This is a genomic window from Deltaproteobacteria bacterium, from assembly GCA_019310525.1.
In the GTDB taxonomy this organism is placed as follows: domain Bacteria; phylum Desulfobacterota; class DSM-4660; order Desulfatiglandales; family HGW-15; genus JAFDEE01.
In genome coordinates this window covers 72136-88407 of the sequence record JAFDEE010000001.1, presented here as the reverse complement: position 1 = coordinate 88407, position 16272 = coordinate 72136, and the positions used below count along the sequence as shown (strand labels likewise).

Annotated in this window: 13 protein-coding genes and 1 tRNA gene; 8 read left to right on the top strand and 6 right to left on the bottom strand. The window is 53.0% G+C overall.

What is annotated here, in order from left to right; genetic code table 11:
• Positions 1–1066 precede the first annotated feature (1066 nt).
• Complete coding sequence (locus JRF57_00340; GenBank protein ID MBW2302138.1) at positions 1067–2902, top strand: PAS domain S-box protein; 1836 nt, start codon at positions 1067–1069, stop codon at positions 2900–2902.
• 34 nt (positions 2903–2936) lie between these two features.
• On the opposite strand, the gene JRF57_00335 is transcribed toward JRF57_00340, so the two are convergent.
• Positions 2937–5024 carry an acetate--CoA ligase family protein gene (locus JRF57_00335; GenBank protein ID MBW2302137.1) on the bottom strand — a complete coding sequence of 696 codons (2088 nt, stop codon included), beginning with the start codon at positions 5022–5024 and terminating at the stop codon, positions 2937–2939.
• Between the two features lie 524 nt (positions 5025–5548).
• Here JRF57_00335 and JRF57_00330 point away from each other — a divergent pair.
• Complete coding sequence (locus JRF57_00330) at positions 5549–6013, top strand: hypothetical protein (protein ID MBW2302136.1); 465 nt, start codon at positions 5549–5551, stop codon at positions 6011–6013.
• A gap of 115 nt (positions 6014–6128) precedes the next feature.
• Positions 6129–6905 (top strand): EF2563 family selenium-dependent molybdenum hydroxylase system protein, encoded by a 777-nt coding sequence (locus tag JRF57_00325; protein MBW2302135.1) that lies wholly within the window; start codon positions 6129–6131, stop codon positions 6903–6905.
• 49 nt (positions 6906–6954) lie between these two features.
• Here JRF57_00325 and JRF57_00320 read toward each other — a convergent pair whose 3' ends face one another.
• Positions 6955–7698 (bottom strand): RNA 2'-phosphotransferase, encoded by a 744-nt coding sequence (locus JRF57_00320; protein MBW2302134.1) that lies wholly within the window; start codon positions 7696–7698, stop codon positions 6955–6957.
• Positions 7699–8179: 481 nt separating this feature from the next.
• On the opposite strand from JRF57_00320, the gene JRF57_00315 reads away from it, so the two are divergent.
• Positions 8180–8869: a zinc-ribbon domain-containing protein gene (locus JRF57_00315; protein ID MBW2302133.1), complete on the top strand. Its 690-nt coding sequence runs from the start codon at positions 8180–8182 to the stop codon at positions 8867–8869.
• 39 nt (positions 8870–8908) lie between these two features.
• On the opposite strand, the gene pyrF is transcribed toward JRF57_00315, so the two are convergent.
• On the bottom strand, positions 8909–9625 hold the full coding sequence (gene pyrF / locus JRF57_00310; GenBank protein MBW2302132.1) for an orotidine-5'-phosphate decarboxylase: 717 nt from the start codon (positions 9623–9625) through the stop codon (positions 8909–8911).
• A gap of 211 nt (positions 9626–9836) precedes the next feature.
• Here pyrF and JRF57_00305 point away from each other — a divergent pair.
• Both JRF57_00305 and JRF57_00300 read left to right on the top strand, forming a co-directional pair.
• Positions 9837–9912: transfer RNA gene (locus JRF57_00305), tRNA-Thr, on the top strand.
• Between the two features lie 396 nt (positions 9913–10308).
• Positions 10309–11208: a glycosyltransferase family 9 protein gene (locus JRF57_00300; protein ID MBW2302131.1), complete on the top strand. Its 900-nt coding sequence runs from the start codon at positions 10309–10311 to the stop codon at positions 11206–11208.
• A gap of 82 nt (positions 11209–11290) precedes the next feature.
• Here the strand turns inward: JRF57_00300 and JRF57_00295 are convergent, their stop codons facing one another.
• The 3 genes from JRF57_00295 to JRF57_00285 all read right to left on the bottom strand — a co-directional run bounded on the left by JRF57_00295 (position 11291) and on the right by JRF57_00285 (position 14766).
• A complete protein-coding gene (locus JRF57_00295) occupies positions 11291–12190 on the bottom strand; it encodes an NDP-sugar synthase (protein MBW2302130.1) in 900 nt (299 codons plus the stop codon).
• 83 nt (positions 12191–12273) lie between these two features.
• Positions 12274–13749 (bottom strand): 6-phosphofructokinase, encoded by a 1476-nt coding sequence (locus JRF57_00290; protein MBW2302129.1) that lies wholly within the window; start codon positions 13747–13749, stop codon positions 12274–12276.
• Between the two features lie 237 nt (positions 13750–13986).
• Positions 13987–14766 carry a hydantoin racemase gene (locus JRF57_00285; protein ID MBW2302128.1) on the bottom strand — a complete coding sequence of 260 codons (780 nt, stop codon included), beginning with the start codon at positions 14764–14766 and terminating at the stop codon, positions 13987–13989.
• 247 nt (positions 14767–15013) lie between these two features.
• Here JRF57_00285 and JRF57_00280 point away from each other — a divergent pair, with 247 nt between their 5' ends.
• Together JRF57_00280 and JRF57_00275 are read left to right on the top strand one after the other, a co-directional pair.
• Positions 15014–15646 carry a cupin domain-containing protein gene (locus tag JRF57_00280; GenBank protein ID MBW2302127.1) on the top strand — a complete coding sequence of 211 codons (633 nt, stop codon included), beginning with the start codon at positions 15014–15016 and terminating at the stop codon, positions 15644–15646.
• A 16-nt stretch (positions 15647–15662) separates the two neighbouring features.
• Entirely contained in the window at positions 15663–15998 is a 336-nt protein-coding gene (locus JRF57_00275) for a cupin domain-containing protein (GenBank protein ID MBW2302126.1), read from the top strand.
• The last annotated feature ends 274 nt before the right edge of the window (positions 15999–16272 follow it).

Genomic DNA, 16272 nt, shown 5'->3' with positions numbered 1-16272 from the left:
TAATGTCAGCATCTTGAATCTCCAATTTGCGCATAGCTGCTGCCCTCCTTATTTTTTCAGTATAGGATAACATAAATCAATACTATGCGCAAATATTTATGGCGTTATGTATAGAAAAGCAAATCTGCTGGTAAAGGCTTTAAGACGATGAAAACAAAGGGCAAACGAGGACTGGTCGCCGTTCTCTTGAACCCGGATCATGCATGACAAATTTTGAAAGAAGTCATTTATTTAATGATTGTAGGTTTTTGGACATCTTTCCGGGTCAGATTACATTCACCAAAAAGACGCCGTCAGGAAACATTGAATCTATTCAAAATTTATCACCCTGGGGGATTGCCGATTTTGCCGAATCTGCTGCGTTGTAAGGCGCTTGAAGTACTGAAAGTACGTCTTCGCACCTTGCGGCCTTGCATCTTCGGCAAACTTGGCAATTGCATAATCCGGGTTGAATTTTGACACAAAATTTAATCTTCTTGTGAAACAGGGCTTGCAAATAAGGGGAAAATATACTATGAAACTACCGCAGAATGTTCTCCTCTCAGAATCTTCCCGGTAAGCCGGGCTGAGGGGTTTTTGCCAGTAAAGAAAATGCTTCTCCATTATTGGGGATATACCGTAGGTATACGATATAAAACCATTTCCCCGTTTTTGAAAACGTGCTTCCTAAACAGTTGGCGCCCATCCATAACCAGGCTTATATTCAAGGCCATCCGGAAATTTTAACTACAAGGCTACATTAAGTATTTCGAGGGTTGTTTTTTTTGATGGGCACGAGTTAAGAACGCACGAGTACTTTTTTCAAGCTTTTCTTCTCTCCGTATAATGAAGTGATAAAGAAAAAGAACCGGAATATCCGGGAAGGGGGTGGTATATTCCCTGGAGCCGATCTTGGAGAAATGCTTGAGGGCCTTCCCAAAAGTGCGGGTGCTGTTATGACGTGCAGATTACGGCTTGGGCCTGCGGGTAGGTTTCCCGTTTTCATTTAACGACCGCGGCCGTTTCCAAAGGGTGGAGCATGGGCGATGAACCGACAAATGAAGAACCGGAGCAGAGGTAGAATAAATTGAACGAAAATGGCACTTTTTTCAAAGAAACTGATGCCGGCATTTTTTTTGAGAAAATCGGCCTTAAGGCCATACTAAATACTATAGATGATGGAATCGATGTTGTAACGGAAAAATTCCAGGTCCTGTACGCCAATGACAATCTGAAAAAGATGGTGGGGAGGCAGGAGCTGGAAGGCAGCATCTGCTACGAGGCCTTCCTGGGGAAAAAAGGACCCTGCCGGAATTGCCCTGTCCAAAGGGCACTTGCCAGCGGAAGGACCGAGAGCACCGAAATCAGGCTCCGGAGCGGCCTAATTCTCGAAATCCGTTCATCCCCCATAAACCTGCCGTCAGGGGAAAAGGGGGCCATCGAGATCTCAAGGGACATTTCTCTTCAGAAGGCCGCCGAAGAGGCCCTTCATAAAGAAAAGGAAAGATTCCAGATTCTAGTGGAAAAGGCCCCCTTCGGGGTGGTTCTCGTGGGAGAGGACGGAAGGTATCACTATGTCAATCCCAAGTTTACGGAGATCTTCGGTTATGATCTGGGAGATGTCCCTTCAGGACGGGAGTGGTTCCGCAAGGCCTTTCCGGATCCCGATTACAGGAAAAGGGTCATCGGCCTTTGGATCAAGGATCACCAGAAAGCCCGGCCTGGAGAGGCCCATCCACAAGTGCTCAAGATCATCTGTAAGGATGGCTCCAGGAAAATCATCCACACCCGCTCAGTGACCCTTGAGGGCGGCGAAGCTCTGGTGACCTTTGAGGACATTACAAAGAGAAAACGTCTGGAGGCCCAGCTGCTGCGGGCCCAACGCATGGAGGCCACCGGAACACTGGCCGGCGGAATCGCCCATGATTTCAATAACCTGCTAATGGGCATCCAGGGAAATATTTCGTTGATGCTTTTTGATCTCGACCCTACTCATCCTTACTACGAAAGATTGAAACAGATCGAGAATTATGTCCAGAGCGGAGCGGAACTCACCAAACAGCTTCTAGGTTTCGCAAAGGGCGGGAAATACGAAGTAAAGGCCAGCGACCTGAACCAGATACTCGGGAAGGCGGCCCGGATGTTCGGCAGGACAAAAAAGGAGATTTCTCTCCACATGGATCTGGAGAAGAATTTGCCCGCGGTCGAAGTCGACCGGGCCCAGATCGAGCAGGTGTTCATGAATCTTTTTGTCAATGCCTGGCAAGCGATGCCCGATGGAGGGGACCTTTATCTCTCCACGGAAAACGTGTTGCTGGATGAGGCCTATGTAAAGCCTTACGGCGTTCATGCGGGCCGCTACGTCAAGGTTTCAGTGACCGATACCGGGATCGGTATGGATGAGGAGATAAAACAAAGAATCTTTGATCCCTTTTTCACCACAAAGGGAATGGGAAAGGGAACCGGCCTCGGACTCGCTTCTGCTTACGGCATCATCAAGAATCACGGCGGCATCATCAACGTATACAGCGAGAAGGGAGAAGGAAGCACTTTCAACATCTATCTTCCCGTATCGGAGAAAAGAGTGGAAGAGGACGGGAGCGCCCCCGATGGGATCCTGCTGGGAGAGGAGACCCTCCTCCTTGTGGACGACGAGGAGGCCATTCTCCAGGTGGGGAAGGCCCTCCTGGAAACCCTGGGGTACGTGATCCTTGATATGATCATGCCTGAGATGGGCGGGGCAGCCACCTATGATGCCCTCCGCTCCATCGATCCGAACGTGAAAGTGCTTCTCTCCAGCGGATACAGCATGAACGGCCAGGCCATGGAGATACTGGAGAAGGGGTGCAAGGGGTTTATCCAGAAGCCCTTCAATCTCCAGCAGATATCCCACGAGATCCGCAAGATCCTTGACGAGGAGTGAAGACAGGGGACGAGGCGGTCCTTACGGAGGTTTCTCAATCCACTATTACCCGGACATCCAATACCTCTGTTTCTCCCCTATGGACAAGGACGGGGTTGATGTCTATCTCTCTGACCTTTGAAAGGCTTTCCATTATTCCCGACAGCTTGAGGAGCAATCTCTCCAGGGACTTGAAGGTCGCCGGGGACGCTCCACCAGCCTCTCGAAGAAGATTGTAGCCTCTAATGGCCCGGACCATCTGAGAGGCCTCCTCCGGGGACACCGGAACGACCCGCCATACCACGTCCCCCAAAAGTTCCACAAAGCGGCCTCCCAGTCCGAATAGGATGATGGAGCCGAATACCGGGTCCCGCTTGCCTCCAAGGATCACCTCCAGCCCTTCCTGCCTCATGGGCTGCACCAAGACTTCCACGTCCTTGCCGGTTCCGGTCTGGAGTTCTCTGAAGGCCTCGGTGATCTGCCTTCGGGAATCGAGGTTCAACCGGAGGGCATTGCCTCGGGCCTTGTGGTTGACATGGGGGCGATTGATCTTCATCGCAACCGGCGCCCCGAGTGATTTCCAAGCCGCGAGGGCCTGAGTTCGATTTTGTACGAGCCGATAGGGGGAAATGGGAAATCCAAAGGCTTGCAAAAGATCCATGCCTTCACTCAGGAGAAGATGACCCCTCTCGCCGGCCGATCGGACTATTTCTTCCGCCCTGCTCCCGCCTCTGCCCTTGAGCCGATAGGTTGCCGGGGGAGCGGGAAGGGTGTGCTTGCTCCAACGGTAGGAGAACTGGAGGGCCCGCATGGCATTCTCGGGGGCCCAGAAGATGGGGAGGCTGAGGTTTCTCCTCAGGTATTCTCTTTCACGGGTCTCGGTCAGGATCACGGGAACCACCGGTTTTTGGTATTGATCGACCAGTTGCTCCACGCGTTTGAGAAGCATCCTGGAAGGCTCCTGCTCTTTGCCCCGGAAATATGCGTGTCCAAGTAGAATGCCGTCCACGTTGCGTCTCTTGAGTAACTCTTCAAGAATGTAGACGTAGAAATCCAGATCGAACAGGTCCCCGAGATCCAGCGGGTTCTGCAATCGAATCACGTGGGCACGAAAACGGGTTTCGAATTTTTTGAGGAGCCCTTTGGGGAGACGGGCGAACTCGAAGCCGTAATAGGTGCAGGCGTCCGCAGCGATCACGGCATGCCCGCCCGAGCGCGATACGATGGCCAGGCGATTTCCTCTCAGGGGAGGAAGGGTGCGGGACTTGATATAGTCCATAGCGTCTTGAAGGGTATTGATTCGGATACACCCCGCCTGAGCCAGGGCGTGGTCTACAAGCTGGTCGTCCGCAAAAAGGGCCGCGGTATGGGAATGGGCGATGGATGCGCTTTCCTTGAAGCGGTTGGCCTTGTAAACCAGGATGGGCTTGCTCGACATTCTCGCCGTTTCGATGAACCGCCTGCCGTCGGAGAAACCTTCCAGGTATACCAGTATGATTCTCGTCCCCTCGTCCCGGATCAGGTAAGCAAGGAGATCGGTTTCATTTACGTTCAGCTTGTTGCCCATGGAGACGAACTTGTTGAGTCCGATATGCTCGTCTGCGAGGAATCCGATATAAGTAAGCCCCACCCCCCCGCTCTGGGCCAGCACGGAAACCGGACCCGGGAAGAGCCCTTTTTGTAACGCCATAAAGGACAGGGCCAGACCGTTTTCCATGTTGGTAACCCCGATGCAATTGGGACCGATGAACCGGATACCGTATCTTTGGGCCTTTTCTATGCAGGCCCTTTCCATCGCTTTCCCTTCCTCGCCGAGCTCGGAGAAACCTCCCGATTCGATGACCACGTTCCGAATCCCTTTGCGGCCGCACTGCTCCAGGATGCCCGGAATAGTCCGGGCCGGGGTCAGGATAACGGCCAGATCGATCTTTCCATCGATGACCTCGACGGACGGATATATCCTCTGGCCGAAAGCCACCCCGCCTTTCAACCCTACGGGCAGGATTTCCCCCTTGTACCCGAGAGTCAGGCAATTCAGGATGATGTTTTTTGCAAGATTATTTTCCTCGGGGGATACCCCGATTACAGCAATGCTATCAGGGTAGAAAAAACAGGAAAGATCTCCAGGACTATTTTGGTTCATTTCGTGATACCTCCTCTTGAAGCAGCGGGAAAGAAGAGCGAAGCATGCCTGAAAAAGGAAGAAGAAGCAAAAGGAAATCACTTAGTGCCCATCCATAAATGGCCAATTTCCGCAATCTTCCGTCTTCGCTATGGCTACGGCGTGACAAGTCCGTTTTTTATAAGGTTCAAGGATTCAAGGGGCCCAGGGTTCGAGTGAGAAACCGGGATTTAAGGTAAAGATGATTTTCACTTGACCCCTTGAACCCTCGACCCCTTGACCCCTAAGCTTACGGCTTCAGCCTCGGCGGGGCTCGATAACGGCTGAAAGATTCACCTCGAACCCGGAACGATGCAAAGCATACCCCAGCGATTTATTCCAAAGATGCCTGAATTCCTTTTACCCGTTTTTTCACCTTTTGTACATAGACCTTGATGTTCATCTCTTGGTCCATTAGAATCCCTTTGATCGGCCACCGAAGAAGGTTCGTTTCCATCCACAACGAAACGGTGACGGTGTTGTTCGACTGGAATGGGAGATAAAAAATGACCCAAGAAGAGACGATCAATAGATATGCAGAACGAGTCGGATACACCCATTCAGAAACAAAACAATTTTATGAAGGTGGACATCGGGTCCGTCAAGTAGTGCGCCTGTCCGAAGCGGCACCGTTATATTCCATAGAGGCGGAAGTCGTAAGGGCGAAACACTGCAACTCCGGGTACAAGGAGGGGGACAAATTCGTGCTTGATGTGGACGGGAATCTCATCGGAAAGCTTTGTCCCAGGCGTCTGTGTGTCTACCTCATTTCACAGTTGACGGTTCCGGTCGCCCTGATAAACGAAAGGTTGAGTGAAGGGTTGGATCCCAATGACTTTCACTTCATGCGGTATGTCCGATGTCCCGATACTGGTGTGGAGTGTCTGGGGTATGGCGAAGTAATGCTTCGCATTACTGTAGTTCCTCGAATAAAATCTACTGATCCAAGAGAAGAACTCAACACCGCCTGACCCCGGGAGCGTGTCACAACAGGCCCCTGAGGGGCAAACCCGTCGGTTGAAAGAAGCGCTTGCAGCGGGGAGCTTCATTATCAAGGAGGAATTTATCGTGAAGGATATCGTCATCATGGTTAGGGGGGCGGGAGAGCAGGCGAGCGGGGTCGCCCACAGGCTTTACGGGGCCCATTTCAAGGTTTTCATGACGGAAATTCCCAATCCCCTTTGTATTAGGCGGATGGTCTCTTTTTGCGAGTGTATTATCGAGGGCTCCTGGGAGGTGGAGGGGGTCCGGGCCAGACATGTTCCGTCTCCGGATGGAGTATGGACCGCCTGGGAGGAGAAAACAATCCCGGTGCTCATCGACCCTGAGGGAAAGTCCAGGGAAGCCATCAAACCGCACGTGATCGTCGACGCCATCCTTGCAAAGCGTAATACCGGCACGAGACGCGGTGATGCGCCCCTTGTGATTGGCCTTGGGCCGGGGTTTTGGGCCGGGAAGGATGTTGATATCGTGATCGAGACCAACCGGGGCCACAACCTTGGAAGAATCATCAGGGAGGGTCCGGCCGAGGCCGATACAGGGATCCCTGGTGTGATCGGGGGGGTGGGAGCCCAACGGGTCCTGCGGGCCCCTGCCGACGGGATATTTCATCCGGTAAAAGGTATCGGGGATCTAGTTCATGCAGGAGAGGTGGTGGCCCGGGTCGATGGAGAACCGATGGTAACTTCCATAGACGGCGTGATAAGAGGTTTGTTACGGGAAAACACCAAGGTCCATGCGGGGCTCAAGGCCGGAGACGTGGACCCCAGAGGTATTCTCGGTTATTGCCATACGATTTCAGACAAGGCAAGGGCCCTGGGAGGGGCCGTCTTGGAGGCGATCCTCAATCGTTACAACGTGTGAGATCCCATGGAAGGAAATTCCGACAAGGAAAAAACGTCCCCTTCACCAATCAGGGACGTTTCCTGCGCAGTTTTCTCGCCTCTTCCTTCCAACCCTTTCTCTTCTTGCCCTTGGTACGCCTCCCTGTGGCAGGATCCCTTCCTTCCTCAAGGACGAAGGTGCCCGCGAGAAAATCCGGCATCCTTTCCTGCAACTTCGCCGGTTCTGGAACCGGACTCTTGGGCGGCTTCTTGGGTAGGGGTGGGCCTTTGATGTAACGGGAGGGGATTTCCGCGGCCAGGAAGAGCCGGCCGAAGGCATAGAAAGGGAGTCCTTCGGTGGTTGCCATGCCTGAAAGGATTTCCAGAAGCACGGGCTCCCGGTCGCGGCGCCTTCCGATCCTGAGGGCCATGTCCTTTTCCGGGCTTAGAAGAAGGTATGGGCCTTGGGCGGCCCGAAGGCCTTTTTCCAGAGCGTGGGAATGGGCACGCCTCCTCACGGCGATATAGAGCAGCTTGGGAAGGGTTTCAGCAGGATGTTCAAAATCCATGCGCCAGCGTCTCTCAAGGGTCCTGATCCGGTTGTCATCCACCTCGAAAAGGTCCCTGTCTTTTCCGAGAAGTACTTCCTGGATATGTGAAATCCTCACGTAACCCCATCCGGGTTCCTCGTGCACTGCCCATAGCAGTTCCTTGAAGCCCACGAACCCCTCAGGGTCCGGGAGGAGTCCGAATTCATCGGGACTGTGCCCAAGGACATAGACCAGGAAGCGGGTGAAATTCTCGATCCTGATCCTCGACCTTCTACTCGTCATCCTTATCCTTTAAGACCTTTGAACCTGAATCTTGCAAGGCCATCCTGAACCCGCTGAAAAATTAATCCTCGAAACACTTAGCAGGATGTTTATCACTTTTAACCGTGCCCGGGGAAGCCGCCACTAATCCAAGGACCGGAAAAAAGGTCGAGACCTTTGAAAAACGCTCCCTTTTGCCCAATCTCGGCGTCAGGCTCAAATTTTAATCCTCGAAATACTTCAATGTATTCCTGTGGTTGAAATTTTCGCCTTCCTTGACCTTGAACAAAATTGAACGTTTTTCAAAGGTCTCAAAAGGTCCGCGGTGCCAAATAATCCAGTAGAGAAATCCCTCCCATATTGATTCATTAGGGAAGTGATGTCAAATGAAGGCAAGAAGGGGATACAAGGAGGGGAAAAGATCTGGTATAATTTTATTGATGAAACTGTCTTTGTTTCCTTGAAGAAACCGGCCCCAAACCATTAAAGGGAGAAACAACCCATGAAGATACGATGCCCGGAGTGCGATGCCGAGTACACGGTTCCCGATCAGAAGATCTTGGGAAAGGAAGTGAGGGCGACATGCAAAAAATGCGGTGCGAGGATGGCGATCCGTGGTGAGACGGGCGAGGTGAGGTTGACGGGAGAGGCCCCTGAACCCCGGAAGGACCCGGCACCTACCGTTCCCGGAGAAAAAGACACCCCTATACCGCCGCCTGACGCCAAAGAGAAAACTCCGTCGGTGATTTCCATGTCACCGGAGTATCCGCGATATCGGGATCCATTGATCTTCGGGGCCGCCGCCCTCCTCCTGGTAATCATTTTGGCTGCCGGATTCATCCTGCTGAAGGGAAGCTCCCTCCCCTCATTAAAAAACGCGGGGGGAAATCCCGTCGCTTCCCTGTTCAGGCTGTTTACGGGAGGGGCGGTCTACGATGCTTGCGGGGCCTTTGTCCGGGACAATGAAAGGCTTTTTAGCCCCCTGGGGAAGGATATCCGCCTCTCCCTCATTCGGCAGGAAGTAAGGTTCGTGAGCGGAAGGAAAACGGCGAGGGTTGTGGCGCGGGCCGAGGGGAAAAGGACGAGCGGCCAGATCTATTTCAGGCTCAGGAAAGAGGGAGAGACCTGGAGCGTTGTTTCCGCTGCCCTAAGGGTCGGAAAAGGAAAATTCGTAGCTGTTTACCCTCCATAGGATGCCCCCCCGGCGCCACTGATCCTCAAAGGTTTTCCATCAAAGGCCGGAGGCGATTTCCTCCGCCACCTTCCTGGCCGCCTCCTTTGGAGATTGTGCATCCCTGATAGGGCGTCCAACGACGATGTAATCTGCTCCGGATTGAACAGCTTTGCGTGGGGTTACAATACGCCGCTGATCGTCCCGATCCACCAAGGACCAGGCGGGACGAATACCCGGAGTCACGGCAATCAGGTCGGGGCATTCTCTTTTGACCAGGGAAACCTCGTGCCCGGAGCATACGATCCCCTGGCAGCCGGCATCCTGTGCGATCCGGGCCCGCAACAACACCAATCGCGAGGGATCCGACACATAGGCCTCTTTGTAACCCATTGTCTTGATGTCTTTAGTGTCGAGGCTTGTGAGCAGGGTCACGGCGAGGATCTTGGTGTTTCCCGGGTTTCGCTCCGCGATCTCCCGCAGGCTTCCTTCTCCCTGATCGCAATGGACGGTGATGAACTCCGGGCCGTATGAACTGGCGATCCGGAAGGCCCTTTTTACCGTGGCCGGTATATCGTGAAGCTTGAGGTCCAGGAAGATCTTGTTCCCGGCGATTTCCCTGATGGCCTGGAGAATCCCGGGGCCTTGGCTGATGAAGAGTTCAAGCCCCACCTTGAACAGCCCCACGTCATCCTTCAGGAGCATTACATACTTCAGGGCCTCGTCTCGCGTGGGAACGTCCAGTGGGAAGATGATGTAATCTTTAGGTTGCTTCATGGGTCGTCCTCGATGATGAAATTTTTCCGTATGATAGGGGAGATGGAGAACAAGGGCAAGACCTTTCCTTCTTCCGCGGGCAATGGAATTTAGTGGCAGGCCCCAAAATCCCTGCCCTATGAAACCGGCTATGGGGATCACCTGGATCAGCAGAAAAAAAGATGGACAGGGAATAAAAAAATAACTATATTGTGTGGCCTCATGGATGTGGGCCACCGTAGCTCAGCTGGCAGAGCACCTCACTCGTAATGAGGATGTCCGCGGTTCGATTCCGCGCGGTGGCTCCAAGAAATCTGAGACCTTTGAAAAACGCTCCCTTTTGCCCAATCTCGGCGTCAGGCTCAAATTTCAATCCTCGAAATACTCAATGTATGGATGCCTGTCCCGCTTAGCATTCTAAGCGGGATGGTTGAAATTTTCGTCTTCCTTGATCTTGAACAAAATTGAACGTTTTTCAAAGGTCTCTATGCAACTCAGGGGATGGGAGAAAAAACCTCGCCTTCAGGCAAAGACATTAAAAACACAGGGGCCGGGGATCCGGGGAAAGGGTAATGGCAGCACTGATTGGCTCTCCAAAGAAAATATTGATCGTTAAGCCGAGTTCCATGGGCGACGTGGTTCACACCCTGCCTGTACTGGATGTCCTGCGGACAAATCTGCCTAAGGCTCAAATCCATTGGGTGATCGCTAAGGGTCTTGAGCCGCTCCTGGAAAACCACCCCCAAGTGGATAGGCTATGGGTTATCGCCAAGGACGAATGGAAGAAACCGGGCCGCTTCCTGGAAACGGCCGGGGAAATAAGAAGGCTTTTCAGGGCATTGAAGGCGGAGTCCTTTGACCTGGTGATCGATCTCCAGGGATTGCTTCGAAGCAGCCTGATCTCGTGGGCCACACGGGCTCCCGTAAGGATCGGTTTCGGGGAGTCCAAAGAGGGAAGTCCCTATTTTTACACCCACAGGGTGGAATGCGGAATGGAGATGCATGCCGTGGAGCGGAACCTCAAGCTTCTCTCACCGTTGCGCCTCACAACCGGCTCCGTTCGTTTCCCCTTCCCCCCCTTAAACGGGAAGTCTTCAGTCCTGGGAGACCTCCCGGAAAATTACGCGGTTATAGCCCCTTCGGCGGGGAAACCGGCCAATCGCTGGTTCCCGGAGAGATTCGGGGAACTGGCCGCGCGCTTGCCTTGTCCCAGCGTGGTGGTGACGGGGCGGGGAGACGCTCAACTGGGGCAGGAAGTGGCCAGGGCATCCCAGGGCAGGGCCGTTTCTTTAGGCGGAAAGACCGGCCTTCACGAACTCATCCACATCGTGAAAAAGGCAAGGTTCATGGTATGTAACGATACGGGACCGATGCATATCGCCGCAGCCTTCAACGTGCCGGTGGCCGCCGTCTTCGGTCCCTCCAATCCTGTTCGTACCGGTCCCTACGGCCGCATTCACACCGTCGTGCAGGAGCAGTTGGACTGCTCACCATGTTACCGGAAAAAGCGGTGCAGGGAGTGGCGGTGCATGGAAGCTGTGACCGTGGACAGGGTCTACGAGGCGATCGAGAAAAACATCTTGAACAGGGGCGGCGCGGCATAAAAATTTCTTCTTCTGTTTGTTGCGCGGTTGATGCCTTGCCTCTTTGGGCAAACGCGACACTTGTAAGATTCAGGTCAAAGCCTCATACTCCCTGGGAGGCCGTCTTCAGCTTTACGGCCCTTAACGGAGTCAGGACGGTATCTGAAATGACTTCTCCCTTTCTGACCCTGGCTCCATCCCAGAGAATGCTTCTTCTTACCGTCGCGTGCTCTTCGATGAAGCAATCCGCCCCGATTACGGCCCAGCCCTCCAGTCTTGCCGTGGGATGGACCTGAGCGCGCGGTCCCGTATGTATGGATTTTCCGGAAAGGTCCCGGTTGGCACGAAGATAATCGTCGGGAGTGCCGATGTCGTACCAGTAGTGGTCCCTTGCCACAAAGGACTGGATCGTTTCCCCTGCCTGTATCAATCCCCTGTAACAATCGATGATATCTGAAAAGACCTCTCCGGGCAGATGGTTCAATAAACCCGGCCGGAGGATATGGATACCCGTGAAGGCCAGGCCGGAGGTTCCGTAAGTCCTGGGGATGTCCTTTACAGGGCCCCGGGAGTCGATACGGATCTTGTTGAAGGGTGGGTGGTCATGAAGGATCATGGTTGCAGGAGCCCCGGAGTCCACGTGGTGGGCATAAGCTTGATCCAGGGGGATGTTCGTAAGGATGTCGCCGTTTAGAACGATAAAGGATTCGTCATCCCAGAAATCCTCTGTATTTTTAATGCCTCCACCCGTCCCCAGTATTTCGGGTTCTACCCGGACACGGATTTCAACTCCTAGGGCCGAGTTCTTATCGAAGAATTCCAGGATCTGCTCATAGTGATGGTGGGCATTAAGGATGATGTTCGTTACGCCGTATCGCTTGAGATATTCGATGTTCCAAAGTATTGCGGGCTTGCCGACCACAGGCACGAGGGCCTTGGGTTTCTCATCCGTCAAGGGCCTGAGCCTCGTTCCCATGCCTGCTGCAAGGATCATGGCTTTCATGATTTGGATAACCCTGCCTCCAAACTGCTGCTTCTTTTCACCTTTATCCCGGACCTTTTCACCATGAAAGCATGGATATGACTCTACGTGTTCGTCAGGCGGTCGGCCAGGACCAGCAGGGCCTTCTCCTTCATGTTGTCGGTCTGGATCTCGTTGAAGGGAATCGCGTATTCCCTCCCGGACTGCACCGCCGGCATGAGGCGGGAGGTCCCCGCCTTGAGGTAGGAGGCCACGTTGAAGGCCATTCGCTGGGCAAGGGAGATATCCATATTGTTCGGGGCGGCGCCCCGAATGTCCCTGGAAAATGGCTCGCAGACGACCCGGCGCTTGATTTCAAGGCCTGTTTGGAGAAGTTCTTTGTAAAAGTATTCGGCCGCGTTCTCTGAACTTCCTTCCGCCTCCCTCTCCATTTTTTTGTACCCTTCTGCCACCACTATCACGCAGGAGTCCCTCTGATTAAGAGCTTCTACCACTTTGCGGTGATCGATGACGCTGTTGGGGAGCACAGCAAGATGGGCCCGGGCACCAAGGCAGGAATGGAGGGCATGAAAACCGCTGTTCGCCCCCATCATTTCTACGATGTAAGTCCTTTTGTGGGTCCTGGCATCGGCCATGTAACACCGGATCCTCTCAGCCCCCATTTCGACCCCCGTGTGCTGGCCGATACATTCCGTACCGGCCACGTCGCTGTCAATTGTGACCGGGATGAAGAAGGCCTGAATGGAAGTGGACAGCATTTCGCAAAGGGTCCGGATGCCCCGAAAGGTCCCGTTCCCTCCGATGGCGATGACGGCCTTGACCTTCCTCCTCCGGATCGTGGCCACGGCCTTCTTTTGGATTTCGGGCTTCAGGAAATCCCGGTAACGCTCGCTTCGGAGCTGGGCGCCGCGCCATTCACTCAAAGGCGCCGCGTGAAAAACACCCGGAATGTGATCCAGTCTCTTGTAAAGTTCAGGGTCGTAGACAAGCCTGAGGAAATCCTCGTTCTTCCCGGAAACCAGGGATTTAAACCCTTCCCTCGTGGCGAAGATTTCCCTTCCGATGGCCTCCAGGTGGTAGGTGATAAAGGCCGTAACCGGATTGTACCCGGGAGCGCAGCCCCCTTCCTGGATCAAGAGGACATCCATCTCCTGGAACATCCTCCGTGATTCCATCTCTGTCTTTCGCATCAGACCGACGATTCTCTGGGCCACTTTTGCCCGGGCCAGGAGTTCATCAGGTCGAACGGGTTTCAGGAGGTGATCATCCGCGCCGGCGTCGATGAGTCTCACCCGGTCCACCCCCTTTTCGCCTGAACTGATCACGACCACATAGGCACCGGCAGGCGTCGTATTCCCTTCGCCCTTGAGGCGGTTGCAAAGGGCGATACCCTCCATGTCAGGGAGATCCTGATCGCAGATCAGGAGATCGGGAGGCGTTTTCCCAGCCTTTCTAAGGGCTTCCTCTCCACTGCCCGCTTCATCGATCTGGAAAGCGCGGTCCTGTTCCAGGATTTCCCGGTAGTTTTTCCTTGTGGCAGGATGGGGATCCACGATCATGATTTTAAATTTTTCTTTCATTTCTCCCTCCTGAAAAGGAATCCCGCAGATTTACCCACCTTTGGCGGGTTGACGCCGCTTGTCACGCCGCAGCCGTGTCGAAGGCGGAAGATTGCATAAAAAGGCCACTTATGGATGGAAATCAGTTTAGAAGATCAACACGATGTAGGCAATGGAATTTTCAACTAATGCCCGTCCAAAAAATGGCCCTCTTTGCGCTCGCGTAACAACGACTCTCCACCCTTCGGGTCGTTGACTTTACCCGTCCCAGACGCCGGGGCGGGTGTATTGCTCTTCCAGCTTCCATTCCTTGATTTCATTGATCACGGGTGATTCATATCCGTAAATTTTGCTGTGCCCCCAGTTTAGTTTCTTCTTCAGACCAACCAGGAACTCGAGATATTTAAGGGGCGCCAGAACCGCATCAATGACCGGCACCCCCAGTTCCTGCTGTAATTGATCATAAAAACCGAATTCAATGGTGCATCCCAGGATGATCACCTCGGCGCGATCATGTTCTATCGCCTCCCGGGCGGCCGCTTTCAGCCTTTGTTTGGTTTCTGCCGGGTCTTTCTGGAAGTCCAACACGTTCATCTCGACCGGCTTGATAGAGGCCAGTTGGTCTTTGAACCCATAATGAAATACATTTCCGCGCATCTTTGGGATCCATTTTTTACGACCAACAATAATGGAAAAGGTGTTTCCCAGGGTAGTGGCTATGTGCATGGCCGCCTCAGCCGGCGCGGTCACAGCCAAACGAGTAGTTATCTCCCGTGCCTCCAGCAGGCCGGGGTCGTAAAAACAACCTATAACAGCCCCGTCAACACCCTGGTTTTCCGCTTTTTTTATTGCATGCAGGGTGTCGATTAGAACCAGGGCGTCATAATAGTGATACTCCAAATGATGCGGCCCTCTCTTGAGGGAAATCACCTCTACCTCGGTGCCGGCCTCCTTGGCCCCATTCAGGAAATCCTGGATGGGCTTGTCAAACAGATCGTGTCCCACAGGATTGATCCACAATATCCTGATTTTAGTCATTCCAACCCCCTCCTTTTACATAAAGGTTCAACTTTTCCTCCCGTTTATCGCCATACCCTGATCAGGACGACTATAACCACACCGACCACAACCCTTACGATGGCAAATCGAATATTACAAATAGTAAAATTTTTTTACCTTGACAAATAAATTTTGACTCTATAGAAAAAATTATCAACACAGTAAATCATTTATACTGTTGTTTTCTCCAGGTTGACAGCTCAAATTCAAACCAAAGGAAATGTTCATGTCCGCGAAGAAAAATGGGTCTGATACAAAAAAAATGAAGCCAGGGGTCAACATCGGGTCGGCTATAAGGGCCCGGAGGCGTCAGTTAAACCTTACCCTAAAGGAGGTAGGGGAAAAGGCCGGATTGTCCGTGGGCTTTCTGTCCCAGTTGGAACGCAATTTGGCCACCCCGTCGTTGTCTTCGCTTGTCAGTATCGCCAATGCGATAGACGTGGGCCTTGAGTATTTTTTAACCACCCCCCAGACGACGGGATTGGTCGCCAGGGCGGAAAACCGGAATTTTTTTTCGATCGACGGCTCGCCGGTACGATACGCCCGCCTGAGCAACGATCTGCCCAACTGCCGAATCAACGGCGTAATGACGATCGTCCCTCCCGGTTGGGACTCTGAAGTTGTTTCCCATGAAGGTGAGGACTTCGCCTTTGTGATAAGCGGGGTCTTGTACATCAAAGTCGGCGATGAAGAGTACACCCTCACTGAAGGCGACGCCATCCATTTTGATGCCACCATCCCCCACAAATACGGTAATCCCACAGACCAAGAGTGCGTTTGTCTGAACGTCGGCACCCAACCGTTGTTCGCCAAGGTCCACAGGGCCTCAGGCGAGAGTGACAAAGTTGAAGAAGACTGAGAGGAAAGGTTCATACATGGAAGTAATCGATGTCGCTGATGTTGAGGCCGAAAATAAACCCAAAGTGATCCTGAAAACACTATTCGAGGATGCCCTGGGCAACATGACCAGGTTTTCTTTTGGAACGGTGATCTTCGAACCTCAGTCCAGGGTGCCTGAGAGCGGGGATGGAGCCCACTCTGGAGATGAATATACCATCGTTGTTCGAGGCCGTATTCGAACCGTGAGTGGAGGGAAGGAATATCTTCTTTCCGAAGGACAGGCGGCATTTATACCGGCTGGCGAAAGGCATTATGCAATAAACGATTCGGACTCGGTCTGTGAAATAGTCTGGCTCCTGATTGAGCCTTAGCAAAGTTAGACAAGGCACTGAAAAATTCACGAGCACTTCGGAGGTTGAGTAGTATCTGCGAAAAAGCACGGCCGTTTTCAGGCAGTAAATGAGCATTTCGAGCCGAATAAAAACAATCCGTATGCGTAGCAGTTTTTCAACAGCCTGAAAGGGTGGCATCGGCCTTATAGGGTTCTTTGCCCGGCCCTTTCCGAGACGATGAAAAGAGGTTGAGGTTTGGGCGCCGGATATTCCTGCTGGGTTGAGGAGGAATGACCGGCCTCTTTAGAACCTT